Below are 24,141 nucleotides of genomic sequence, written 5' to 3'. Positions count from 1 at the left end.
CATTCGTGGCCATTGGCTTGTGCCCAATGGCCGGGTATGGGCTGGCTGGTTGATTTTGAGAAGTCTCAGTGTCTGACGCTGTCTGGGATTGTGTTGGGGCGGGTTGGGTTTGGGAGACCGCCGGAGCCAGGGGCTTGGCCGCCAAGAGCTTCCCGATCCAGCTACGGCCCAGCAACAGCAACAGGCCTAGGGCCAGGATCCCATGGACCATCCAACGCCTAGTCAGGGTCCCCAAGGCTCGCTTCAGGTTAGCGGCCAGGAACTTCCGCAGGGGGTCCGAGGTCAGGTAGAGGTAGAGCTCTTGCAACGGAGTATGCCCTGCTGAAGCACCCCTCACCCCACCTTCTCCCCCAAGTGGCGAGGGTTTAGACATGGAACCGGAGGCCCTATCCCCCGAATCCGCGTCCCCAGGGTCGACCACCGCTTTCCTATCCTCTTTGACTTGGCTTTCGGTCTTAGGTTCCGGGCTGACCACGGCTGGCGCCTTCTGGACCTGCCCCACCTTAAAGCTATCGACCGGGTTGCCGGCCTTGACCCAGGCCACCAGCTTCTTGCATTGGTCGGGGGTCAGGTAGTCGTCCAAGACCGCCCCCAGGGCCCTTTCGACCTGTTCGGCGTCCCCCAGTTCGGCCAGGACCAGCAGATGGACCTCGGTAATAGAAAAACCCTTATTTTCGGTGTTCAGAGCCTGAACACTCTTTTCAAGGGTTTTTCGGGCCTCGGGGGTTAAGACCCGGGTGATCTTCCAGGCGTTGTTCACCTTGGCCGCCGACAATCCCAATTCCGCCGCGACCTTCCTTTGGGTCTGTCCCGTGTACCGCTTCATCCGCCGCTCGATGGCCAGGTCCCACCGCCACCAGGACATAGGCTCCCACCTGTTATCCAGGATGGCCGCCAGCTCCTCCTCATCCTCGCTCAACCCCTCCAGCACCACTGCCCGCAGGATCGCCAGCCCGGCCAGCTTGGCCCCCGCCAGGCGCACGTGGCCCCCGATGAGCAGGTATTCATAGCCGGGGTATTTGGTCTTTTCGGCTTCCGTCAGTGCGCGGACCCGGATCTCGACCTGTTGGCCTTTGGCCTGAAGGGACTCGGCCATGGCCTGGGCGGCCTGAGGGTCCACCGGGCCCCGGGGGTTTTCCGGATTGGCCAGGATCTGGCCTAAGGGAATGTCAACGATCTGGGCGACGGCATTGGCGACGGGACTCATTCGATACCTCCGGCTTATAGGGTGACGGCCGGGCAAATCTTAAAAAAACGTTCGGGGGGCTTCCAGGAATTTTGAAAAACGGAAAATAATTGTGCAGTCGAAAATTGTTTTCCGGTCAGTCTTTGGGCGGTTTTGAAACCGGGGGGGAGAACCGAAAGCCGGGGGGACAAGGTCCCCCCGATCTTTCAGGGCCCCGGGCGGAGAACCCGGGACCCAAGGAGGCTCCGCCAGCGATCCCTTGGCGGATGCCAAAGGCGCGGCTGAAGCGTCTTACTTCGACATGTCGTCCTTCTTCATGTCGTCCTTCATGTCGGTCTTCATATCGTCCTTCTTCATCGAGTCATCTTTCTTCATGTCGTCCTTCATCGTGTCGTCCTTCTTCATCACGGCCTTCTTCATCATCTTCTTTTTCTTCATTTTCTTCTTACTTTTCATCATTTTTCCCGGGGTGGCCGCAGGCGTGGACGACATCATGGCTTCATCCGCCAAGGTCATCCCGGCCGCGCCGAGGAACAACACCGACATCAAGACCACAAAAAAACGCTTCATGAGACCCTCCTTGAAATTGAAAGAGCGGTCGACCGCCCTTGAAGACCCATCGGCCGGCCTGGAACCGGTCCAAAACGCAGATACGGCGCCAAGCGGGCGAAAGTTACATTTTCAGGGGAAGCTTTCGCGGGGCCTGGACCCCATCGGATCACGGACCCAGGCAGGTAACCTCGTTCAAGACCCGGCCGTATGGGGAAGAGAGGGGCTTGGCCCCGTTCCGACCCAAGGAGCCTTGAAGGAAAGGAGCCGATGATGGACGAGGACATTCGGATCGCAGGGATCCAGGCTAGCCGGGCACTGGCCGAGACCCGCGAATATACGAGGATCGCCGAGGAATACCGGGCGGCCGTGAACGCCCGCGATCTGACGGCGATCGGCAGGACGCTCCATCCCGACCTTCATTTCGTGGGGCCCGCCGGCGAGGTGCATGGCCGGGAGAGTTTTTTGGGGATCTACACGAAGGCTTTCGCCGACCTGGAGAAGTTGGATCGGACGACCGAGGCCTTGGAGAACAACCTGGTCTATTTCAAGTATTACCTGGTCCTGCCCCCGCCCCTCGCCCCGATCCAAGGCACCCTGAAGACGACCCACGCGGAAGATGGGCTCATTCGAAAGATCGAAATGACCCACCCCTCGAGCCGGACCGGGAATGAACCGAACCCCCAATGACCAGGGCCAAGGACAGCCTGGACCGGACGGGCGTCAGCCGAGCTCTTGGGCGAGCCCGAGGAGGATCCCCTCGGGACCCCGCAGATAACAGAGCTTGTAGCTGTTCTCGTATCGGACCACCTCGCCGACGAGCTGGGCGCCGCGCGCGCGGAGGCGGGTGAGCGTGCCCTCGATGTCCTCCACGGTGAACATGACGCGCAGGTAGCCCAGGGCGTTCACCGGGGCCCGGCGGTGGTCGGCGGCGACGGCGGGGCGCAGGAACCGCGAGAGCTCGAGCCGACTGTGTCCGTCGGGGGTGGCCATCATGGCGATCTCGACGGACTGGTCGCCCAGCCCGGTCACCCGCCCGGCCCATTCCCCCTCGATCATGGCCCGGCCCTCGAGCTTCAGGCCCAGCTCGGTGAAAAAAGCGATGGCCTCCTCGAGCGACTCCACCACGATCCCGACGTTGTCCATCCGCCGCAGGTTGTTCTTTCCGGTCATCTTGTCTCCGATCGTTATGATCCCACCGCCAATTCCCTGAAGGACTACCGGTCCCCCGCCGAAGCGTCGCCGTCAGTTGCCGCGCCTTCGACCTTGTAATTCATGAAATGACAGGCCTGTTCCAGGCTCCTTCCGGTCTTCGGGTCCCATATCAGGACCGCCATTTCGGACGGGAGCAGGAAACCTTCCACGGCCTTATAGGCGATCCGGACCTCGCGTTCCTCCCCGGCTTGATCGGTCCAACCCGTCAGGACATAACCCCGGGGGGAGCGGTCAAAGATCGTATCCATGGCGAATTTGGAGCCGTCGGTCCTTTCCCCCCGGACCGAATGGATCTTGAACCCCGTATCCAGGACAAAATGATGGGCTTCCTGCTTGTCCCCCAGGTCGACCAGGAGGTTGTCGCCGCCGTCCCCGATCCGGGCGTCGAATTTTTGAAGATCCCCGGCCGTAAAGACCTCTTCCACCATGAATCCCGACCAAAGGTTGATGATCCGTGCCGCCAATGACCGCATGGCCTTGCCCAGGTCGTCCATCCCCGAATCGAAACGGTCCTCCCCCGACCGGGGGATGGACGGGCTTTCGATCTCCCATCCCGTCGACGGGTCCCAGTCAAGGGAGACCCCGAACCCATCCAAAGCCTTGACGACGGGCGCCTTCTTGCCGAACTTTTCCACCGCCTTATCGCGGATCTTGTCGATCAGGTCGCTCCGGAACTCGCCATGAAGCCTCCGGAGCCCCTCCCGCGGGAGGTTGTAATAGACCGAATTGATGCCTTCCAGGATCTTCGCCGTCTTGGGATCGGTCCCGGCCAGGGCCGGGTGGAGCAGGAAGAGGAGGGACAAAAGGATCGGGGATCGCCATACCTTGTTCAATAGGGCCTCCGGGGGAAGATCGGGCCATTCTAACAGGCCAGCGGGGCCCTGACCGCGAAACATCCTGGGACATTGCCGGGCCAGGGAAAGGCCAGGGCCCTCCGGTCAAAAGCCTCCCCGGCGTGGACAGCTATTTCCTTTTTATGGACCGAAACAAAAGGAGGGTCACCGTGAGCATCACTACGAACAGCAGATAATATCCATGGTACGGGGTGGTCAAGGTCGCGAATTCGCCTCCCCATAGGATCACGAGCAGAAGGACGAACCAAAGATCCTTCCAAGTGGGCGGTGGAAAAGCGCGCCTCCGGGACCTGGAATTTTTCCCCGATCTTCTATTTTTTGACCTCAAATAGTTTCACCCTTCCGGCCGATCCGCCCTCAACTGTAGTTGAACGACTTTTTGACCATCAGGAAGAGCTTATGATCCGCCGCCTTGGGGCCCTTCCAAAGAAGATGCAATTGCGGAGGGGCCTTATCCCCCAGCTTTCGGCGCCAAACCATCGCCAGGCGGTGCGGACCGGCCTTCAAGGCCATCTTTCCCTCCGTTGTTCCCGGCGCCGTGAGGACCCTCTTTCCATCGATGGTCAAGGAAACCGGGTCCGAACTTTGCACCCGGAAGGAATAGCTTCCCTCCTCCTCGGCGTCGAATTCCCCTTTCCACGACGCGCTCAAGACGGGCCCGGGCGCCCCGAGATCCCCTTCGCTCGTCACATCCAGGAAAGCCACTTGGTGGCGGGCGGTGGGAGGGCCTTTCAGGTCCGGGGTCGGGTAGAAGGTCCCTTCCACCCCACAGAAGAATCCGTAGCTCTTCAGGCAACCCTCATCCAGGGCCCGGACCTTCCCATCCGGACCCTGGAAGGTCTCGGTGGACTTGGGCCAATCGTATTTCTTTTTCCCTTTTGGATCGTAAGGGCAGGTGGAATAAATGAGGATCGGATAGTCATTCACCTCCAGGTCCAGCTTGTCCCGGTCCCGGACGGTCTTCCGGTCGACCTGGAGGGTCACGGGGCCGCCCTGGATGAAGAACTGATAAACCCCCGCTTGGGGCGGATGGAACCAGGCGGTCAGGGTTTCCGAGAGCCGGTCCGGATCCTTCAAGGTGTCATAGAAGGCCCAAAAGCCCCTTTGCTGGTGAACATCCACGTTCCGGATGGGATAAAAATAAGCGACCGTCTCCCCCTTCCCGTTCTTCCATTCCTCCTCCGGCTGGGGCCGTCGGTTGGTCTGCTTGTTGTAGTCCATGATGTCCTTGAGGAGCTGGAGGCTGGCCCTTTTCCCCGGGTCCAAAAGGAATCCGGTGCGCCAATAGAGCTTGGAATAGTTGGGCCAAAGATCGAAGGGTGCTTCCAGGCGGCGCACCTGGCCCCGGCCGAAGGCCTGCAGGTCCTCGGGGGTCAGTTGGTCGTAAAGGGTCGGGGTGACGAAGAACCGGACATCCTTGAGGCGGCTCATTTTCTGGAGGACCAAGGCCAGGTCGGGGGAGGCGGATCGGGCCGGGTTCCCCGCCAGGAGGAACAAGGCCAGCCCAAGGATCGATACAGGACGTTTCATAACCCTCTTTTCGGACCCTATCCAGGGACCCACCAACCGATCACAGGCTACCACGGCTTCTTCGCCAATACCCAAGGATCCCTGCCAGGATCAGGGCCTCCCCGGCCCAAAAAAGGGGCCATTCGTAGGGACCGGGCACGAGAGCCTCAGGCCCGGTCCGGCCCGGCCCCTTTGTTCAAAGGCGCCTTTAATAAACTTCGAATAAGATCCGAAGCCGGGTCTTGGAATCGATGGCGACATTCGCATTGGTCGCCGGTTTAAATCGCCACTTCGACGCTGTTTTTAAGGCGATGGCGTCCAACTCATCATTGCCGCTCGGATCCAAAAGCCGTGGTGTCACGACACCTTGGGCCGTGATCAGAAATTCAATGACCACATGGGTTTTAAGGTTTTGGTCCCTTAAATAAGCGGGAATGACCGGGGCCGGGGCATAGATCGCTACCGGTCCATGGGTCGGCCCCAAATCGGGTCCGGCATCCACTTGGTTCTTCTCCGGGGCTTTGGGAAGTTCTTTTTTTTCGACCCTTTTTTTGCGGCTTTGCTTCCGGCTGAATATCACTTCTTCCTCGACCTGGACGGCTTCAGCTCCGGTCAAGTGGGCATTGGCGGGCAATTGGACGATCTGGGCCTCCACATAGCCGGCCGGATCGAAGGTATCCCTCAAAAAGGACCAATGCCCCGATCCCAGCGCGAGGAAAAAAAGGAATTCCAAGGCCAAGGCGATCCCGGCCGCTTGGCGGAGTCTTTTTTCGTCGGCTCCCGATCTTAACAGGGTGCCCGCGATCGTCATTTTTCTTCACCCGCCTCGGCGACCAAAGCGAACTTTCGCACACCCACTTCTTTGGCCTTGTCCATGGCCTGAACGACCAAACCGTAACCGGCGGCCTGATCCGCATTCACGATGACCACCTCCTGGGGGTTGGCCTGCATCTGGTAGGTCAATTGGGCCCCCAATGTTCCCAAGTTCACTTGGGTCTTATTGACCAAAAGGGTCCCGTCCTTTTTGACCGTGAGGATGATGTTTTGCTTCATGTTCTCGGCCTTTCCCGACATTTTGGGGAGGAGCACCTTGACGCTATTGATCCGGGTCATGGCCAGGGAGGACACCATAAAGAAGACCAAAAGGAAAAAAATAACGTCGATCATGGGGATGATCTCGATCCTGACGCGCTTGGCCGGTCTTTGTCGGATCTGCATCAGTTCTTCCTTCTTTCCGCGCCCATCCGGGCCTCCAATAGACGGGAAGCCGCCGATTCCATTTCATAAATGAAGTTCTTGATGTCGTTGTTGAAGTAATTATTGGCGATGACGCAGATCAGGGCGATCACCAACCCGGTCGCGGTGGCGATCAGGGCTTCCGCGATCCCGCCGGTAATGGAATAGGGGTCATCCACCCCGCTTTGGGTCAAGACCTTGAAGGATCCCATCATGCCAATGATGGTCCCCAAAAGGCCCATTAAGGGAGCGATGGTGATGGTCGTGTCCAGGACATGGACCCTTTTTTCAAGGATGGGGACCCAGCTTTCCCCCTCGTTCTTCATGGCGATCTCCATTTCCGCCGTCGGATTCTTGAAATGCTCAAGACCGGCTTTTAGCACCGCCGCGACAGGAGTGGCCTTGCCCGCGCAAAGCTTGAGAGCCTCGGCCGTTCTGCCTTCTTGAACTTTCTGCAGGACATCTTGGGTAAGATCGGGCGGGGTCACATATTGCTGGTGGAGCGCTTTCCACCGTTCGACGATGACCGTTAAGGCGATCAATGACGATCCCAGGAGCGGGGCCATCATGAATCCACCCCTGAAAATGAATTTGAACCCCTCGAATAAACCGCTCATTTCCGTTCCTTTCCATTCCTGAATTAAAAAAGGCAGGACGCCGGGCAGCCCCGGACGGCCATCCGGCATCTTCCCAGCCGCTTTTGCATCCCTTTTTCCCCGCTTCGAGGACCTTGGCCGAACGGAAAATGAATTGCCGTCCCGCTCCAGGGTGATCGCCGTTGGGTCCATTGGCGATGAAGATGGGATATCGATCATCGAAAACATTCAACCTGTCCGGCCCGCCTTCAGGCCCTGAAGGCCCCTTTCCTTCTGGAAGGCATGGCCCGGGCCGTCCGGCGCCGACCTAGAACAGGCCTTCTTGGACATTGACCCCGTACCAGATATCCAGGCCCGTTACTCCCGTGGATTCCATCTCGCCTTTCATCGGCTCCGATCGCATGAAAGCGGGGGCCTTCGAGACATCGGACGCCTCATGGGCCACGATGGCGATCTCCGGCTTTCCCGGCAGGTGGTGGATACTGTAGTTGCTGTTCTTGTACTTCCTTCCCGGATGGTTGTGTTTCCCGCCGTCCTCCTTGTAAAAACAATCCAGCCAAAATCCGTAGTCCCGCACCTCATTTCGGGCGATCACAATGCCACCGGTCATCCGGGGCTGTTCCGTGTATCTTCGCTCGGTCGTGTCCAACCCGTACCAGACCATGGGGACCTGGGTGTCGGCCTTGTCCATGGCGGCCATGAACTCGGGCGACCGGACCAGATCCACTCCCTCGCCCAAACGGGCGCATTTCAGGGTGATGATGAAGGTTCCGCGGTCGTTCAGGTCGCGGTGCAGACTGTAGGCGGAAAATCCATGGGCCTTTAGCTTCGGCCCCTCCTCGAAAAATGCCCGAAGATAAGCCTTGGGGTCCGCGGCCTTTTGGCGGATAAAAATGGTCCCCGGGGCCTCCAAAGAAGACCGATCGTTCCGGCAACCGGACGAAAAGAACGCCATCATCAAAACGGCCGCGAAAACCATGCTCACCGACAGGGGATCGAACTTTTTCATGCGCCCTCGCTCCGATCTTGAATTGAAGTGATCCTACACTTTCACTCACCCGATACCATTCGCTTGATGGATCGATACGGGCCAACCAGGTCTTTGGACCTCTTTCCTATTGTCCTTAAGACCCGCCGCGCGGATGGAACAACGACCGTCCTTGCCAAGGACAGGACCAAGACGCCGGCCGGCCCCTGAGGACCGACCGGTGCTCCGATCGCCGTTCTTGCGCTTCAAGCTCTCCCGTTCAAAGCGTTTTCGACAAACGGAAGATGAATTCCCGGCCGTTCTCGTAGTGATTCCCGTTGTAGCCGTTGTTGATGAAGATGGCGTAGGGGTTATCCAGGACGTTCAGGACATCCAGGCTGGCTTTCATGCCGGAAAGGCCGCTGTCCTTTTTGAAGGCATAACCCAGGGTGACATCCGCCGTGAAATGGCTCGGCAGCCTCAAACTATTGCCGTCCCCGGTGCTCAACCCACCCCCGTAAAGTCCTTCGGCGGTGATCCACAGGTCGCCCGGGTCGTAGGTCAGACCCACATTGGCCGTATGGATCTGGCAATGGTCCAGGTATTGGTAGACCCCGGCCGGCGGGATGTCGCCGCCCGTGACGGCGAAGTCGCCGCCGCTGATCCCCTGGCCTTCGGCGATCTCGAAGGTATAGTTGGCGAAATCCGACCAATCCTTGTCGAGGGCGCCGCGCATGGAAAATTCCACCCCATAGGCGTAGCCGGTCGCGTAATTGAAGGGCTGGTCGATCCCGGTGTTCAACAGCTGGGTCTCATCCAGCATGTTCACGGCGTCCTTGTAATAGCCGTTGAGGGTGAACAGCTGGCTGCCCGCCTGCTGGGAGATCCCGGCCTCGAAGTAATCGTCCTTCTCGGCCTTGATGTTGTAAGGGACCGACGCGTCCCCCACCCCCAGATCGATGAAGGTCTGCCGGAGGTCTTCCGCCGGGGCGGGCATGAAAAGCTTGCCGTAGAACACATGGAACTTGGTGGTCTCCGCCGGCAGGAAGCTGATCCCCACCCTCGGTCCCCAGTTGCTGTCGTTGTCCGTGGAGCCCGGGAAGACGAACTGGGTGGCGTCAAAACGGATCCCCGCGTTCACGACCAGCCATTTGGCCAGGGTGAGTTCGTCCTGGAGATAGACCCCTTCCTCATAGCCGACATCGGTGGAGCTGTCCCCGCTGGCCGTGGTCACCGGGCCGCTTCCGTCGTTGGAAACCTCGACGATGGAGACCGGACCCGACGATTGGGTCAAGAGGACCTGGCCGCCCATCTTGATCAGGTTATTGGGGTCCGCGCGCCAGCTGAGATCCACCTGCGTCCCGTAGTTGTCACTGGTCCGGTCCTGGGAATAGGAAGACTCGGTGATGCCTCCCAAGGAGCCGGCCAGGGAGTTGAACTGGCTTTGGGAAAAGGCCAGGTCGTTCGCCAGATCGTTGGTGAAGGTCAGGTTGGATTCCTTCCAATAAGGCGCGATCTGGACGAAGGAATTCTCATCGAAGGTATGCTTCCACGACAGTCCCACGTATCGATTGGCTTCGGTTTGGGTGTCGTTGGTGGTGGAAGGCACATAGTTGAAGGGGCCGTTCCCATAAGTGTCCGTCAGCCCGGTGAAATAAGTGAAATGGGGGCCGCTCGGATCGAAGGAACCGTCATAGTCGGGGATCTGGTTGAATTTGTCCTCGCTATAAGCCGTGAGGCCCAATTTGTTCGAGTTATCCGCGACCCAATCGAATTTCACGAACCGGTCCGTCCCATAGCTCTTGTCGTGGTTCGCCAGTTCGCTTCCGCCGTTCTGGTCGTTGTTGATATCGGCGGGCGCGGGAGTGTCCAGGCCCCGGTCGGTCGAGAAGGAATCGACCGAAAGCAGGTAATGGAAGGCCCCCGACGCGTCGGCGCCCCCGTAATGGGCGTAGCCCGATGTCTGGTTGTAAGAGCCGTAGCTGGCCCCGATCTCCCCTCCCGACTCCGTGCTCCCGGACTTGGTCACGATGTTGACCACCCCGGCCAAGCGGTTCCCGAACTCAGCGGGAAGCCCGCCGGTCAGGATCTCCATGTGGTCGATATTGACGGGAGTGAAGGCCTCCCCGAAAGAACCGCCCACCGAATCCGGCAGTTGGATCCCGTCGATCTGGTACTGCAAGTTGGCGTGGTTGCCCCGGGTGAAGACCTGCCCCAGCGCCCCCTCCACGAAACCGGCCGTGGTGGTGTACAACAACCGGCGCACGTCGGCGGTCGCTCCCCCCGGAAGTTGGGCGATCTCGTCCTTGTTCAGGTCCCGGCTGCTGTTGGAGGCGGAAGTGACGAGATGGCGTTTGGCCTTCACCGTCATTTGCATATCCCCTCCCGCCGACAAACGGACCTCGAGGGAGGCGGTATCACTGGAAACCGCCACCGTCCCCTGATAGGGGGTGAACCCATCCGCCTGGACCGTGACCTGGTAATCCCCCAGCGTCAGCGGAAAGACCTGGAAGGTCCCCGTGGCCGAGGTCGTCAGGTCTTTCTCGAACCCATCGCCCTTGACGGTCACCTTGGCGTTGGGCACCGCCGTACCCTGATCGTCCAGAACGGTCCCCGATAAAGCGCCATCCACCGTCGCCAAGACACGCCCAGTGGAAAGGCAAAAAAGCGCTAACAACAGGAAAACAAACTTCTTATGAATGGTCATCCTTCTCTCCTGTAAATGCAATTCATGGCCTGGCGACCATTCGATCCATGCGGAGGAATGGAGCTATTCCATGGAAAATCGGTTTTGTTGCGATGGAATGGTTGCGATCGGGCGAAGCCCAATGGAAAGATCCCCCGATCAGCGGAATTCAGCCGAAATGAGACGGGGCTGAAGTGACCGTTACAGGAGGATGGAAGGCGGGGCCCTTCCAACCGACGGAAAGGATACGATCGAAGGGACGAATGAAAGCGGCGTAAAAACCACGACCGAGACGAAGAACAGTGAATGGAACAGGGTAGGGAGCTTGGGTGTGGAGGCCGCGTTGGAAGCGGTCAATTGCCAGGCGCAAAGCGGGCAATCGTCATGACTTTCAAGATCGTCATGATGATGGAAAGCCTCCATCGCCAGCACCAAAAAGAGCGCCAGCAACGAGAACTTCATGAATAAAAAAGGATTTTTACGAAAAAACCTCATCGATCCAGGCCCCCCCAAAACCGACGGCCGCGACGTTTTTGCCCGTTCAATTTCTTGACCCTTTCCGGCATTGGAGATTCATCTTTCCTCCTTTTGACACTGACCCACGCCCAAAGGCTAGTCATCCTTCCGCCGAATTTTGAGCCTGGAGACTTTTATTCACTTCCCCGTCTTGACAGGCATCGCAGTGCCTGCACAAACGCAAGTTCAGCCAATGGGCCGCCGCGAAGTGACATCCACCCAGACCCATGGCCCATCCTTCCCAGGGTTGTTCAAGGAAGAAGTGTCCGCACCCCCAGATCACGGCCCCCAGCAGGCCCAAGGCGGGGACACGCCGATCGCGATGCCAGCCGAAGCCCCGGCTCAGGGCAAAAGCGGCCACGGACAGGCTGGTCACGATCATGCCCGTTTCGAACCGTTCGTCCTTGAGGAACGCCATGCCCGCCAGGGGCAAGAGCGTCAACACGAAGGGCAACAGGGCGCAATGGACGGCGCAGGCCATGGAGAGCGTGGTCCCCAATCCGTCCCAAAAGGTCCCTTTGAGTTTTTCAGTCATCAATTGCATGTGTCCTCCTTAGCATTTGGGTACCGGCTTGTGCCCCGTTTCTATTCCGCAGGCCTTGCGCAAGTCCCTCAAGACCAGCTTGTGGGGCGGCTTGGGGATCCGGTACCGCTCGATCCCTTGCTCCCGGATGATCAGGATCTCCGTTCCCAGCGACGATCCGCACTTGGGGCAAGCCTCGATCGCGTTGACCTGCACCAAGGCCCCCCTCTCCAACCCGAAGGCCTTTCCCACCCATTCGGGGACCCGTCCCATGGCCTTCGTTCCCAGGAACCTCTCGATGTACAGATCCAAGGAATCAATGGGTACGATCCCGCTCTTGATCCTAATTGGATCCATGACCTTCTTCCGGATGGTCCTTTTGGCCCGGGGCCAAAGTGCGCATGTCCTTCCGTTCCACATCCGCTGAAGGTTTGCGGTCTTCACACTTTCCCCCGCAACAAAAGCCGTCCCGAACGGCGCCGACCGCCTTTCCGTCATTTCCCGGAACGGATCGTTTGCGTTTATGATTCCCAAAAGCCATGCCATCGCCCTCCAAGTTGGTTGATGCCGCTTGATCCGTTCGGCGGGGAACAAGCCGGAACTCTATTAATAATTTTACTAATTGCGGGGGAAAATATACCCAAGCTCTGCCGATCCGTAAATAGTTTTATTACTAATTACAGATCAAAGGTCCGGAAGGGGGAATGCTTGAAGGAGGGGTTAAGAGGCCTTTTGGCAGGAACTGCAGTAACCGTAGAATTCCAGGGTGTGCCCCAGGATCCGGAAACCCGGGTCCTCCCCGGGTTTCCCGGCCTTGGGCTCCGGCACATGGTCCAGACAAAGGCTCTTGCCGCAGGAAAGACAAATGGCGTGATGGTGGTGGCTTCCTTCCGCCTGGTACTCGAACCTCGAGGCCGTCCGGTTTTGGAGATGGGTTTGGATCACCAAACCCATCTTGGTGAGCATCAGCAGGTTCAGGTAGACCGTGTTCAAGCTCACCCGGGGATGATCTTTTTGGACCTTTTGGCGGACTTCCAGGGCGGTCATGGGGACCTTGGACGCCATCAGGATCCTCAAGATGCCTTGCCGCTGGGGCGTCAGCTTGTGCCCTTTTTCCTTGAGTTGTTTTAAGACCCGTTCCAGTTCCACATAGTCTCCGGGAGCATTCGCCTTATTTCGTTGGAGGATATTAAGGTTTTGTCACTCAACCCACAAGTGATCCGTGCGGCCGGGGGCTTAAAACCCCTCGGAAGGCGGGGGTATCCTCAAACTCTCGATGGCCTGCAATAGGTCCGAGGTGAGGAAGGGTTTTCCCAGGACCCAATTGGGCAGGCCCCGGGTGAATTCGACGACCCGGTCGCTCTCCGGGTCGCCGGTGATGAAGATCATCCGGTCCGCCAGCTCGGGCCGCCGCTCCTTGACCTTTTGGTGGAATTCCAGCCCGCTCAATCCGGGCATGTTCACATCGGTGATGATGAGGTCGATCTTGGTCAAGCCGCGCTCGATGATCTGCAAAGCGTCCTGGGCGCATTCCGCCGGATAGGTGAAATGACCGTTCTTCCGCAGGACCCGGGTATAAAGGGACAGGAACACAGGATCATCATCGACGATGAAGACCCGGTACCCTTTCGCCGCTTCCGTTCCGTTCGCCATCATTTTCCACCTCCCGTGGATGGCCCGCTAGCGCCCCGGGGATCCCGGAACGGCCGGGGTCCCCTTCGCCAGGGCCTCCTGGACCTTCGAGGTCAGGGCCTGGAGGGTGAAGGGTTTTCCGATGAAATGATGGCCCGGTTCCAACACCTCCCGCCGGGCGCCGTTCTGGTCCGAATAACCCGACATATAAAGGATGGAGAGGCCCGGCCTTTTCGCGACGATCTCCCGGCCCGCCGTCACCCCGTCCTTCCCCGGCATGACCACATCGGTGAGCAAAAGATCGATGACCCCCGGGAATTCCTCGCTGATCCGGATGGCCCTTTCCCCATTGGGCGCGGTCAGCACCCGATAACCGGCCGATTCCAGGGCCCGGCGGGTCGCCTGGAGCAGGGCCGTTTCGTCCTCCACCAAAAGGATGGTTCCCTGGCCCCGGGCCGCTCCCGGGGCGGGGGCGGCCGCCTCGTCGGTTCCCTTCCCGGAAAGGTCACAGGGCAGGAAGATGCGGAAGGTCGTACCCTTCCCCAGGGCGCTTTCCAAAAGGATGCCCCCTTTGGATTGTTGGACGATCCCATAAACGGTGGAAAGACCCAGACCCGTTCCCTTTCCCTTGGGCTTGGTGGTGAAGAAGGGCTCGAAGATGCGCGTTTTGACCTTGTCCTCCATTCCGCTTCCCGTGTCGGAGACCGTCAGCAGGACATAGCGGCCAGGAGGGATCCCCAGCGCCGAGGCCCCTTCCACGCCCAGTTCCTGGTCGGCGGTGGCGATGGTGAGTTCTCCACCCTCGGGCATAGCGTCCCGGGCATTGACCACCAGGTTCATGAGCACCTGTTCCATCTGCCCGGGATCGGCCAGGACCTTCCCCAGACCGGGGGCTAGGTCGAGGGAGAATTCGATATCCTCGCCCAAGATCCGCCGGAGCATCTTTTCCAGGCCCCGGGTGACCTCGTTCAGGTCCAAGGACACCGGTCGCACCATCTGCTTATGCCCGAAGGCCAGGAGTTGGCGGGTCAGCACCGCGGCCCTTTCGGCGGCGTTCTTGATCTCCAGCAGGTCCCCTTTCTTGGGATCGTCGTTCCCCGTTTCATCCAGGACGAAGCCGGTATAGCTCAGGATGACCGCCAGGATATTGTTGAAGTCGTGGGCCACGCCCCCCGCCAGGGTGCCGATGGCCTCCATCTTTTGCGAGACCCGCAGCTGTTCCTCGAGCTTCTCCCGGGCCAGGAGCAGCCGTTTCTGTTCGGTGATATCCGAGATGAAACCGTCGATATAAAGGGCGGCTCCGCTCGCGTCCAAGGTCAATTTCGCGTTGAGTTTCACCCAGATCACATCGCCGTCCTTCCGTTTCCAGAGGGCCTCCAACCCCTTCACGAACCCGTCCCTTTGCAGGAGCTCGATGAAGCGGGCCCGGTCCGAAGGCTCGGCCCAAAGGTCGCGGGCCGTTTCCCGGATGGAACCAACGGCCTCTTCGGGGGAGCCATAGCCGAGCATTTGGGCAAAGGCCATGTTCGCCTGCAGGCCTTTCCCGAGGAAATCCGTCCGGAAGATGCCCTCGATGGAGTTGTCGTAGATCTCCCGGTACTTGGCCTCGCTTTCCCGGAGCTTTCGTTCCTCGTTCTTGAGGGCGGTAATGTCCCGGTAAATGGCCGAATAACCCTTGAGGTTCCCCGCCCCGTCCCTTAAGGGCGTGGAACTGACGGACAAATGGACCAGCTTTCCGTCCTTCCGCTTGCGCAGGGTGTCGTAATGGAGGGTTTGGCCATGTTCGAGGATCCTCTGGCGTTTCGACGTGGTCTCTCCGATCCGATCATCGGGCTCCAGGATGCGGCTGTTCCTGCCCAGGATCTCCCCGGCCCGGTAACCCAGGAGCCTTTCCGCCCCCCGGTTCCATTGGAGGAGATTGCCCTCCAGGTCCACGACCACCACGCCATCGGAGGTCTGCTCCAGGACGCTGGCCAGGAGCCGCTGATTTTCCTCGGCCTTCGTCCGTTCGGTGATGTCCTCGGACAGGCCCATGAAGAACCTCGGGGTCCCATCCTGCCCCCGGATGAGGACCTTGCGGGTATGGAGCAGACGGTCGCCCTTGCCGGGGATCGAGACGTTCACTTCGGGAATGTCCATGACCCCGCCATGCCGGACCAAGTCGTCATCGGTGGACCGGAAGAATTCCGCCTGGTCCCTTGGGTAGATGTCGAAGATGCTTTTTCCCAGGACCTTCAGGGGGTCCAGTCCCAGGACATCCTCGGCGGCGTGGTTCACCATTTGGATGGTCGCGTCCTGGGCGTCCCGGAGGAACAGGGCGGTGGGGATGTTCTCCACGACCGACAAGAGCAGCTGCTGGGAATCCAGGATGTCCCTCTCGGCCTTCTCCCGGCGCTCATCGGACCGGACGAACCGGCCGGCGCTCCATAGGATCAAGGCGCCCATCAAGGCGATGTTACAGACGGAGAAAAGGGCCAGGGCGAAGGGCAGGTTGTAATAGCCCGCGTCAAAACCCATTTGGATCGACCTTCCCAACACCAGGGTGAACAGGACCAATCCCGGAAGGAGGATCCGCACCGTCCTTCCCCCGGGCGTGGAACTGGTCATCCACCGGCGGAATTGGAAACCGGGGCGGGCGTTCAACAGCCCGAGGGAAAGGAGGACAAAGAGGACCGAGGTATGGATGGCCATGGGCGTGTAGTGGAGCTTCCAACGGAGGAAATCCCCCATGTCATAGCCGTAGCCGATGAGGGAGGAACCACCGGCCAAGAGGGGAACGAGGGCGAGGATCTGGACCCAACGACCCGCCCGGTGCCCATTTCGATCCAATAAAAGAAGGGCCGCGCCCAAAGGAACGAAACTGAAGGCCGCATGGAAGGCCATCCGACCCGGCAGGTCGCCGGGATAATCGGCCACATCCCGTACCATCCACTGGTCGATCCCAAGGTCTGCGCCCGTCCAATATTCCAGGAGGGTCAAAAGACCCAGCAGGACCACCAAGCCGGCACAGGCATTCGATAGGGCGCGCAGGCCCCGTCGCAAGGAGGAAAAACAGGAGGATCCGAGGGCGACCCCGGACAGGACGAAGCCCAGGGCCGTGTTGAACCGCATCTCAATAAAACCGGGGACCACGCGGCGGACCCCTTCCCAGCCAAAGAACCAACCCAGGGCCACGGCCATCCCGACGAGGATCGCGGTCACCGCGGCGAACCCGGGCAAGCGGGTGAAGATCCTAGCGATGGGACCCTTTTCGGCGTTGTCCATGAAAGGCCAGCTTCCAGGTCGCCCCATGAGTCGTTCGGGGGGACCGCCCACGAGAGCCATGGGCCAACTTCATATTTCTTATAGGTATAGCATTCATGGCAAAGTGCTATATGAGGTAGGTCATATTGGGATCGTCGAAAAACCAGGGAAAGAGGCTCAACCTTCCCCGGAAGCCTTCATCACGAAACCCCGCTTGCCGTCGGTGAAGACCAGGGAAAGCCCCAGGGCCTTGGCCAGCACCTCCAGGGTATGGGCCGTGTAAAAGGAGACATGGGTGAAGTCACGGGGATAGGACCATTCGGAGAATTTCACCGGATCGTCCGGATGGAAGAGGGTGAGCCCTGCCAGGATCCCTCCCGGCTCCAATCTGGCCGAGCCCGGTTTGGTGCCTCCCATACGGTCCGCACCTTGGCTCGGCACAACCAAGACTTGTCCACCGGCTTGTCCCGGATCCCCTTTTGGCGCCTTTCCTTCGGACGGCGCCTCGATCCGGGATGACCCATTCGTGGCCATTGGCTTGTCCCCAATGGCCGGGGAAGGGCCGTTGGACAGGTGCCCTACCCAAGGCCGAAGGACCGCCACCGGGTCGCCCAAGTGTTCCAGGACCTCGGTGCAGGTCACCAAGCCGAAGGTCCCCCGGGGTTCCTCCGGGAAGAAGATCGGATCGTAGATCTCCGTGGGATGGCCCGCTTCTTTCAGCAAACCCGCCAGGACCGGACTAGGCCCACAGCCCAGGTCCAGCGCCCGGCAGCCCGTCCGGACATAGGGCGTCACGCAATCCCCCAGGAATTGGCGGAACATGGCCACGTAGCCCGGATGGTCCGGGCTGTTCTGGTGCTGGAGATAGCGTTCCTTCTGCGCCGCAAGTGTGGGATGAAGGGCGGGATCGAGCAGGATGAAACGGCAGGAAGGGCAAAGGTAGTACTTGCGCCGGCCGGCTTGGGTGTGGAAAGGCTGGGTCGCGGCGCCGCAAAGTCGGCAGGCAAGATCCAAACTTCCCTCCCAAAAGAACCGGAAAGACGCTTTCACACGGGTCCAAAGAAGTTGAAAAAACGGCTTATTTCCCTTAGAATCCTGCCACTTTCGTCAGTTGGCCTCATCGTCTAACGGTTAGGACGGATGGTTCTCAGCCATTAAATCGGGGTTCGATTCCCCGTGGGGCTACCAACCGAACCCAGGTCCGCATCAGCGGATCTGGGTTTTTTTATTGGTGGGCTGTCGAGGATCTAAGGTTTCGGCAAAGGATCGAAGATCGAGGTGACCGGGATCACTTTCCCGAATCCCTCCAGGTCCTTCTGCAGGTCCTGAGGACCGCAGATGACCAGCACCCACTGCTTCTGATCCAAGATCCTCTTGGCCGCTGCGGCCGCCTGGTCGCGGGTGACCGCCCGGATGCGGTCGCGGTAGCCCGCCAGGTAATCGTCCGGGTAGCCGTGGAAATCCAGGGAGCCCTTGTAGCCGGCCAGCGAGAAGACCGATTCGAAGTTGTAGGCGAACTCCTCGATCATGGACCTTTGCGCCTCCGCCACTTCCCCTTCCGTCGGGCCGTTCTTATCGAAGTCCTCCAGGATGCCGAACATCTGCTCCAGGAACTCCTTCACCGAATCGGGCCGGGTGCCGCCGATGACCTCGAACAATCCCCTCCCGTCGAAGGGCTGGGCCACGCTGTCCACGAAATAGGCCAGGCCCCGGTTGGAGCGGATCTCCCGCATCAAGTGCGAGGTGAAGCCCGAACCGCCCAGGATGTAGTTGGCCACCTGCAGGGGGACGTCCATGGCGTCATGCCGGGGGAGGCCCTGGACACCCCAGCGGACGAAGACCTGGGTCACATCCTTCGGGTAGAAATAAATGACCGGGCCCTGGGGCTTTTCCTCCGGCGCCATGACCTTCGGCGCCTTCCGGGCCCAACCGGCGAAGGCCTTTTCCAGGTCCGCCGTGACCTGGGCCTGGTCGAAGTTGCCCGCCAGCACCAGCACGGACCCCTGGGGGCCGAAATGGTCCTCGTACTGCCTCACCGCATCCCCCCGGGTGAAGGCGCCGACCGTCTTGGGCGAGGCCCAACGGCCATAGGGGCTGCCCGGATAGAGGGCCTTGTAGAACACCACGCGGGATAGGGCGTCGGGCGTGTCCTCCAGGCGGTCGAGCCCGTCCATATCCTGGTCCCGTTCGGTCGCCATGCGCTTCTCATCGAACCGGGGCTTGCGGAGCATGTCCGTGAAGAGCCCCAGGACCTCCGTCAGGTCCTTGGAAAGACATTTGAAGGAAGCCGTGTAATCCTCCATCTCGGCCGAAGCGCCCATGGAGGCCGCCTTGTTCTCCAGGGCCGCGTCGAAGGCCTCGGGGGAAAGGTCCCCCGCGCCCGCGTCCCGCAATCCTCCGCAGAGCCATTCGCCCAACCCTTCCTTGCCCACCGGGTCGGCCACCTTGCCGCCGGGGATCAGGAGCTGGCCCGAGACCAGGGGCAGGGACGGGTCGGGCAGGAAGACCACCTTCATGCCGCATCCGAGGGTCACCGACGAGAAGGCGGGGACCTGGATGTCCAGCGGCGGCGCCTCGGGCAGCTGAGGAGGCCTTCCCCAAAGCGCATCCGAACCACAGAGGACACAGAGAGCACAGAGAAAGAGACCTTTTGTTCTAAAACGACTAAACTTCAAGAAATTCAATATTTCGTAATGACTTTTAGAGAAAAGCTGTCCGCGATCTTCAATTTTCGATCCCCAAGAAAGCATGGCCTTTGTCTTCGACCCAAAGTCCTTGTTGTCCTCTGTGCTCTCAGTGGTTCGATCGGTTCTCAAAAGAAAGAGACCCTTTGTTCTGGAACCACCCACCTTCAAGGCATTCATCATTCCGCGATATCCCTCCGAGAAAAACCGCTCGTATCCTTCGATCATCGATCCCCAAGAAGAAATGGCCTGGGTCCTCGACCCAAGATCCTTGTCGGCCTCCGTGATCTCCGTGCTCTCCGTGGTTCGATCGATTTTCATGGGGTCGGCCTCTCGAGGGTGGCCAGGGTCCGGTTGTCCTCCGTCAGGTAGCGGGCCACCACGTCCTGGATGTCCTTGGAGGTCACCGAGCGGACCATGTCCAGGTAGCGGGTCAGGTAGCGCCAGTCGCCGTGGACCGCCTGGTTATAGGCCAGGTCCTGGGCCAGGCCCTCCGCCGAGGTCTTGCCCCAGAGATAGGAGGATTCGGCGGCCCGGCGGGCCCTTTCCAGTTCCTCCAGGGTCACCCCGTTCTTTTGGATGTCCTTCAGGGTCCCTTCGATGGAATCGGCCACCGTTCCCGTGTCCGTGCCGGGGGCCGGCGTGAAATCGATCGTGAAAAGGTTCGGGTCCCGGTCCCCCGGAAAGCCCGTGGAGGAGGACACCGAGGTGGCCTTCTTGGCGGTGAAGATGAGGCTTTTCATCAACCGCGAGGTGTTGCCCGAGGTCAGGATGGTCGAAAGCACGTCCAGCACCACCGATTCCTGGTGCGGGAAGTTCGGCACGTGCCAGGCCAGGATGGCCATGGGGTCGGCGTCGAAGCGGGCCACCACCGTGCGGGGCCCCTTTTGGGGCGGCTCCACCGTCCATTCCTTCTTCAGGGGCGGCGCTTTCGGGTTGGGCACTTGGCCCAGGGTGGATTCCAGGATGGGCAGGATCTCCTTGGCCTTCACGCCCCCCACCACCGCCAGCACCCCGTGGTCGGGCCGGTAACATTGGCGGTAGAAGGCCACGGCGTCGGGGCGGGTCAATTTGAAGATGTCGGACATCCAGCCGATGGAAGGGTCTTTATAAGGACTGCCTTGGAAGGCCGTGGACTCCAGCGCCTCATAGAGGGCTCCTTGGGGGCTCGACTCGGTGCGCCAGCGACGCTCCTGGGCCACCACGTTCCTTTCCGAATAGAACTCGCGGAAGACCGGGTGGGCCAGCCGGTCCTTCTCCACCGTGCAATAGAGCAGGACCTTGTTGGCCGGAAGGGTGATGTGGTAGTTGGTCACGTCCTGGCTGGTCCAGGCGTTCAGGCTCTGGCCGCCGTTGCGGGTATAGATGGCCGAAAGTTCGTCCTTCACCACCACCTGCCGGGCGTCGTCCTCGAGCTTCTTCATCTTGGCCGCCAGTTCCTTCAGCCGGTCCGCCGAGGGCTGGAGCTTGGCCTTCTCGGCGTTCATCGCCTCGGCGATCCGGTCCAGGGTGTCGAGGATGGTCCGCTCCTTGGCGTAGTCCCGGGTGCCGATGGTCTCGGTGCCCTTGAACATCATGTGCTCGAGCATGTGGGGCAGGCCCGTCTTGCCCTTGGGCGCGTCCTGGGCCCCCACGGGGACCATATAGGAGAAGGAGACGACCGGGACGCCGGGGCGCTCCACGATGAGCACCTTCATCCCGTTCTTGAGGGTCTTCTCGACGACCGGCAGGTCCAGGGTCCCGGCGGCCCGCAGAACACCCAGACAAAGGAAAAAGGAGGCCCCGATCCCACCGCGAAGAAGCGAAGAGGCGAAGAAAGACCGGAAGGACCTATTGTTTTGGGAAGGCACGGGGAGGGATCCTTTGCTCGGAAGAAGATAACGATCTTTTGACGTTACTCCGTGTTTTTGGTGTCATCACGGGAACGGTTTTCTTCGCGGTGAAGGCCTCAGGACTTGGACAGGCCCGTGACCTCGTAGACTTTAACCGCTTCGGAGAAGCCCTTCAAGACGATGGGCTCCAGCGCCCGCATCTCCACCAGGCCCTTCAACTTGCGGAACATGGATTCGGAGATGAGCACCTGGCCCGGGGCCGCCTTGGAGCAGAGCCGGGAAGCCAGGTTCACCTCTTCCCCGATGACGGTGTAGTCGGTGCGCTTGTCCGACCCCAGGTTCCCCGAGACCACCACCCCGCTGTTGAGCCCCACGCCCATGGTCAGGGGCGGCTGGTTGCGGTCGATGCGGGCCTTGTTGTATTGCCCCAGGGCGTATTGCATGTCGAGGGCCGCCTTCACCGCCCGCAGTTCCTTGTCCTCGAAGGGCACCGGCGCCCCCCAGACGGCCATGATGGCGTCGCCGATGAACTTGTCCAGGGTCCCCTCGTACTTGAAGACCACGTCGACCATCAGGGTGAAGTACTCGTTCAGGTCCTTGACCAGTTTTTCCGGGGCCATGTTCTCGGAGAAGGCGGTGAAACCCCGGATGTCGGTGAACATCACCACGCATTCGCGCCGTTCCCCCCGCAGGGCCAGCCCTTCCGTATCGCCCAGGACCTTCTTGGCCACCTCGGGCGAGATGTACTTGCCCAGGATGTTGGTGACCCGCTCCTTCTCGCGCAGGCCCTGGATCATGTCGTTGAAGGACCGGGCCAGCACCCCCAGTTCGTCGTGGGTCTCGGGCTTCACCTGCACCTGCAGGTTGCCCTTCCCCACTTCCTGGACCCCCGAAAGCAGGGCCGTCAGGGGGTGGGTGATGCGGCGGGCGATGAAGAGGGCCATGACGATGGCGAAGGTCACCCCGCCCACCCCGATGATCACGATGGTCTGCTGGAGGTTCTTCTGGAAGGCCAGGGCCTGGTCCTCGGAACGGAGGATGGCGTAGGAGCCGATGGCCGTTCCCAGGCTGTCCTTGATGGGCGCGAATTCGGCCCGGTACTCCTCGTTCCCGAGCGAAATGGGCGTGTAGGGGGAAAGGCTCTTCTCCTTCCACATGGCCTCGGTGGGCAGGAAGGGTTTGAGCTGGCCCGCCAGGTAGTCGCTCTTGTCCTCGGGCCAGGTGGAGGCCATGACCCGGTCCCGGACCAGGAAGGCGATCTCGCTCTTGGTCATCTGCTTCATATGCTCGGCCAGTTCCTTGTCCAGGGAGAAGCCCAGCACCAGGGCGCCCAGGATGTTGCGGCCCGGGCTGAAGATGGGGTAGGTCACGGCCTGGTAGGTGGTGGTCACGGGCTTGGCCGCGCCCGGGTCCACATAGAGGAAGGCTCCCTGGCTGTCCTTGCCCGAAAGGGCCGCCTGGATGTTGGGCCAACCGCCCGCGGGGAGGGGGGTGGGTTCGGGCCCTGGGGCCGGGTCCTTCCCCGCGCGCAGGTCCAGGATGGCCTGGGGGGGATGATGGGAGTCGTAAAGGATGTTCCCCTTCTTGTCGGTCACGATGAAGAGGGGCGGGGCCTTGACCGAGTCGCTCAGGTCCAGGCAGAGCTCGCTGACGGTGTTGGCCATGTCGGCGAACTTGGGTTTCTTGACGTCGAGCGCCGCCGTCAGGCGCGGCAGGCCCGACATGAGGACCGCCTTGTCCCGCAGGTTCTCCCGCTCGGAGCTCACGAAGCTCTCGAAGACCGAGAAGGTGCGCTGGATGTCGGTCAGGAGGGTGGCGTCCTCCTCGGAGCGGATGCGGGTGCTGAGGATCAGCAGGATGGCCCCGGTCAGGACCACCACCAGAAGGGCCACGGCGAAGAGCAGTTTGTCCCGCAGGCGCAGGCGGGGCTTGAGGGGCGGGTTCATTCCTGGGTCTTGTCCAGGGTGACGTCCACGTCGGTGGTCTTGCCGCGCTTGATGGTCACCTTTTGCTCGACGGGTTCCCAGAGGTCGTGCCAGGCCACCAGGGTGTAGGTGCCGGGCGGGATGTCCTTGATGCGGAAATGCTGGTTGGGGCCGCACTTGGTGAAGTAGGGATTGTCCAGCACCAGGATGTAGGCCTTCATGGCGTTGTGGATCTCGCAGAAGACCTTGACCGGCACCTCGGCGCGCTTGAAGGTCACCGAGGCCTTGTCCCCGTTCTTGCGGCGGCCCAGGTCGAACTTGTTGTCCTGGGAATTGGTGAAGACGTTGTGGTAGACCCGGTCGTTGTTGGTGAAGTCGACGGTGGTCCCCTTCAGGATGGGCAGGACCCGGGTGGTGAACTGGAGGAAATGCTGGTCCAATTGCACGTGCTTCTTGGGGGCCTTGTAATGGCCGGGGACCTTCTTGAGGAAGAACACCACCTCTTCGGGCAGGGTGTGGGTCTCGCGGGCGGGTTCGGGGTTCTCGTTCCCATAGCCGGCATAATTGGTGGAACTGGGCGGCGCCTTGCGGGGCGGGGCCGTGACCGTCAGGGTGCCGGTCAAGGTGCCTCCCTTGGGGGCGGCTTGGAGGGATGGCGCTAGCAGGAACAAAAGGGCGAAAAGACATCCGGCCAGGGTCCGTGGAGAGCGGGGCATAGGGTTCCTTAAGAGGAGTGGTGGCTTGTCATTATATTTAAGGCGGAAGGGCAAAGGAAAGTTACAGGGGGTAAAAAGAAAGAAAAACCCAAGCGGTTCGCCGCAAATCGACGCAAATGGGCGCCAATGAACCATCCGACGACAACCAACGTTCACCGGGGCAAAAGGCACCCGGGAGGATGGACGCTCCCATCGGGATCGAATTTCTTTTTCCGGCGGATTTTTTGGAATGATCTTATTCGCGAAGATCCGCGCCAATTTGCGGCCAATGG

General features: G+C 60.5%; 22 protein-coding genes and 1 tRNA gene. 2 read left to right on the top strand and 21 right to left on the bottom strand.

The annotated features are described in order from the left end of the window. Both VHE12_07455 and VHE12_07450 read right to left on the bottom strand, forming a co-directional pair. A partial coding sequence (locus VHE12_07455) for a ParB N-terminal domain-containing protein (protein HVZ80620.1) occupies positions 1-1,207 on the bottom strand: 1,207 nt, incomplete at its 3' end. 270 nt (positions 1,208-1,477) lie between these two features. Beyond that, positions 1,478-1,756, bottom strand: a complete 279-nt coding sequence (locus VHE12_07450; GenBank protein HVZ80619.1) for a hypothetical protein — start codon at positions 1,754-1,756, stop codon at positions 1,478-1,480. Between the two features lie 252 nt (positions 1,757-2,008). Between VHE12_07450 and VHE12_07445 the strand changes: the two genes are divergently transcribed. Beyond that, the gene (locus tag VHE12_07445; GenBank protein HVZ80618.1) at positions 2,009-2,425 is read left to right on the top strand and encodes a nuclear transport factor 2 family protein; all 417 of its coding nucleotides are present in this window, start codon (positions 2,009-2,011) and stop codon (positions 2,423-2,425) included. A gap of 33 nt (positions 2,426-2,458) precedes the next feature. Here VHE12_07445 and VHE12_07440 read toward each other — a convergent pair whose 3' ends face one another. The 15 genes from VHE12_07440 to VHE12_07370 form a co-directional block, all read right to left on the bottom strand. Then, positions 2,459-2,908, bottom strand: a complete 450-nt coding sequence (locus VHE12_07440) for a VOC family protein (GenBank protein ID HVZ80617.1) — start codon at positions 2,906-2,908, stop codon at positions 2,459-2,461. Between the two features lie 44 nt (positions 2,909-2,952). Next, positions 2,953-3,783 (bottom strand): hypothetical protein, encoded by an 831-nt coding sequence (locus VHE12_07435; protein ID HVZ80616.1) that lies wholly within the window; start codon positions 3,781-3,783, stop codon positions 2,953-2,955. Positions 3,784-4,161: 378 nt separating this feature from the next. Continuing rightward, positions 4,162-5,334, bottom strand: a complete 1,173-nt coding sequence (locus tag VHE12_07430) for a PA14 domain-containing protein (GenBank protein HVZ80615.1) — start codon at positions 5,332-5,334, stop codon at positions 4,162-4,164. Between the two features lie 187 nt (positions 5,335-5,521). Then, a complete protein-coding gene (locus VHE12_07425; protein HVZ80614.1) occupies positions 5,522-6,124 on the bottom strand; it encodes an energy transducer TonB in 603 nt (200 codons plus the stop codon). Next, positions 6,121-6,531, bottom strand: a complete 411-nt coding sequence (locus VHE12_07420) for a biopolymer transporter ExbD (GenBank protein ID HVZ80613.1) — start codon at positions 6,529-6,531, stop codon at positions 6,121-6,123. The genes VHE12_07425 and VHE12_07420 overlap by 4 nt, the downstream gene beginning before the upstream one ends. After that, entirely contained in the window at positions 6,531-7,166 is a 636-nt protein-coding gene (locus tag VHE12_07415; protein ID HVZ80612.1) for a MotA/TolQ/ExbB proton channel family protein, read from the bottom strand. Before VHE12_07415 ends, VHE12_07420 begins: the two co-directional genes overlap by 1 nt. Before the next feature lie 286 nt (positions 7,167-7,452). Continuing rightward, positions 7,453-8,154 carry a hypothetical protein gene (locus VHE12_07410; protein HVZ80611.1) on the bottom strand — a complete coding sequence of 234 codons (702 nt, stop codon included), beginning with the start codon at positions 8,152-8,154 and terminating at the stop codon, positions 7,453-7,455. 238 nt (positions 8,155-8,392) lie between these two features. Next, complete coding sequence (locus VHE12_07405; GenBank protein ID HVZ80610.1) at positions 8,393-10,819, bottom strand: TonB-dependent receptor; 2,427 nt, start codon at positions 10,817-10,819, stop codon at positions 8,393-8,395. A gap of 180 nt (positions 10,820-10,999) precedes the next feature. Further along, positions 11,000-11,260 (bottom strand): hypothetical protein, encoded by a 261-nt coding sequence (locus VHE12_07400; protein ID HVZ80609.1) that lies wholly within the window; start codon positions 11,258-11,260, stop codon positions 11,000-11,002. A 154-nt stretch (positions 11,261-11,414) separates the two neighbouring features. After that, the gene (locus VHE12_07395) at positions 11,415-11,858 is read right to left on the bottom strand and encodes a MerC domain-containing protein (GenBank protein ID HVZ80608.1); all 444 of its coding nucleotides are present in this window, start codon (positions 11,856-11,858) and stop codon (positions 11,415-11,417) included. Positions 11,859-11,867: 9 nt separating this feature from the next. Then, positions 11,868-12,281: a hypothetical protein gene (locus tag VHE12_07390; GenBank protein HVZ80607.1), complete on the bottom strand. Its 414-nt coding sequence runs from the start codon at positions 12,279-12,281 to the stop codon at positions 11,868-11,870. Between the two features lie 276 nt (positions 12,282-12,557). Next, positions 12,558-12,986 (bottom strand): Fur family transcriptional regulator, encoded by a 429-nt coding sequence (locus VHE12_07385; GenBank protein ID HVZ80606.1) that lies wholly within the window; start codon positions 12,984-12,986, stop codon positions 12,558-12,560. A gap of 87 nt (positions 12,987-13,073) precedes the next feature. Further along, the gene (locus tag VHE12_07380) at positions 13,074-13,490 is read right to left on the bottom strand and encodes a response regulator (GenBank protein ID HVZ80605.1); all 417 of its coding nucleotides are present in this window, start codon (positions 13,488-13,490) and stop codon (positions 13,074-13,076) included. Between the two features lie 27 nt (positions 13,491-13,517). Then, a complete protein-coding gene (locus VHE12_07375) occupies positions 13,518-16,733 on the bottom strand; it encodes a PAS domain S-box protein (GenBank protein ID HVZ80604.1) in 3,216 nt (1,071 codons plus the stop codon). Between the two features lie 156 nt (positions 16,734-16,889). Further along, a complete protein-coding gene (locus VHE12_07370; protein ID HVZ80603.1) occupies positions 16,890-17,726 on the bottom strand; it encodes a methyltransferase domain-containing protein in 837 nt (278 codons plus the stop codon). A gap of 99 nt (positions 17,727-17,825) precedes the next feature. Here VHE12_07370 and VHE12_07365 point away from each other — a divergent pair. Continuing rightward, positions 17,826-17,900: transfer RNA gene (locus VHE12_07365), tRNA-Glu, on the top strand. Between the two features lie 59 nt (positions 17,901-17,959). Here the strand turns inward: VHE12_07365 and VHE12_07360 are convergent. The 4 genes from VHE12_07360 to VHE12_07345 form a co-directional block, all read right to left on the bottom strand. Further along, on the bottom strand, positions 17,960-19,387 hold the full coding sequence (locus tag VHE12_07360) for a pitrilysin family protein (GenBank protein ID HVZ80602.1): 1,428 nt from the start codon (positions 19,385-19,387) through the stop codon (positions 17,960-17,962). 326 nt (positions 19,388-19,713) lie between these two features. Next, positions 19,714-21,246: a pitrilysin family protein gene (locus VHE12_07355; protein ID HVZ80601.1), complete on the bottom strand. Its 1,533-nt coding sequence runs from the start codon at positions 21,244-21,246 to the stop codon at positions 19,714-19,716. A 98-nt stretch (positions 21,247-21,344) separates the two neighbouring features. After that, positions 21,345-23,174 (bottom strand): adenylate/guanylate cyclase domain-containing protein, encoded by a 1,830-nt coding sequence (locus VHE12_07350; protein ID HVZ80600.1) that lies wholly within the window; start codon positions 23,172-23,174, stop codon positions 21,345-21,347. Continuing rightward, positions 23,171-23,869 (bottom strand): carboxypeptidase regulatory-like domain-containing protein, encoded by a 699-nt coding sequence (locus tag VHE12_07345; protein ID HVZ80599.1) that lies wholly within the window; start codon positions 23,867-23,869, stop codon positions 23,171-23,173. Before VHE12_07345 ends, VHE12_07350 begins: the two co-directional genes overlap by 4 nt. Between the last annotated feature and the right edge of the window lie 272 nt (positions 23,870-24,141).

The organism is bacterium (assembly GCA_035549195.1).
Classification (GTDB): Bacteria; Oederibacteriota; Muellerivitia; order Muellerivitales; family Muellerivitaceae; genus DASZRK01.
Note: the sequence above shows the minus strand (reverse complement) of the source record. Positions and strands in the feature narration are given on the sequence as shown.

Bases quoted from the DNA above. Each gene is read 5' to 3' on its own strand.
- VHE12_07450 (HVZ80619.1), bottom strand. From the start codon at position 1,756: ATGAAGCGTTTTTTTGTGGTCTTGATGTCGGTGTTGTTCCTCGGCGCG.
- VHE12_07445 (HVZ80618.1), top strand. From the start codon at position 2,009: ATGGACGAGGACATTCGGATCGCAGGGATCCAGGCTAGCCGGGCACTG.
- VHE12_07440 (HVZ80617.1), bottom strand. From the start codon at position 2,908: ATGACCGGAAAGAACAACCTGCGGCGGATGGACAACGTCGGGATCGTG.
- VHE12_07430 (HVZ80615.1), bottom strand. From the start codon at position 5,334: ATGAAACGTCCTGTATCGATCCTTGGGCTGGCCTTGTTCCTCCTGGCG.
- VHE12_07425 (HVZ80614.1), bottom strand. From the start codon at position 6,124: ATGACGATCGCGGGCACCCTGTTAAGATCGGGAGCCGACGAAAAAAGA.
- VHE12_07420 (HVZ80613.1), bottom strand. From the start codon at position 6,531: ATGCAGATCCGACAAAGACCGGCCAAGCGCGTCAGGATCGAGATCATC.
- VHE12_07415 (HVZ80612.1), bottom strand. From the start codon at position 7,166: ATGAGCGGTTTATTCGAGGGGTTCAAATTCATTTTCAGGGGTGGATTC.
- VHE12_07410 (HVZ80611.1), bottom strand. From the start codon at position 8,154: ATGAAAAAGTTCGATCCCCTGTCGGTGAGCATGGTTTTCGCGGCCGTT.
- VHE12_07405 (HVZ80610.1), bottom strand. From the start codon at position 10,819: ATGACCATTCATAAGAAGTTTGTTTTCCTGTTGTTAGCGCTTTTTTGC.
- VHE12_07400 (HVZ80609.1), bottom strand. From the start codon at position 11,260: ATGAAGTTCTCGTTGCTGGCGCTCTTTTTGGTGCTGGCGATGGAGGCT.
- VHE12_07395 (HVZ80608.1), bottom strand. From the start codon at position 11,858: ATGCAATTGATGACTGAAAAACTCAAAGGGACCTTTTGGGACGGATTG.
- VHE12_07380 (HVZ80605.1), bottom strand. From the start codon at position 13,490: ATGGCGAACGGAACGGAAGCGGCGAAAGGGTACCGGGTCTTCATCGTC.
- VHE12_07375 (HVZ80604.1), bottom strand. From the start codon at position 16,733: ATGGACAACGCCGAAAAGGGTCCCATCGCTAGGATCTTCACCCGCTTG.
- VHE12_07350 (HVZ80600.1), bottom strand. From the start codon at position 23,174: ATGAACCCGCCCCTCAAGCCCCGCCTGCGCCTGCGGGACAAACTGCTC.
- VHE12_07345 (HVZ80599.1), bottom strand. From the start codon at position 23,869: ATGCCCCGCTCTCCACGGACCCTGGCCGGATGTCTTTTCGCCCTTTTG.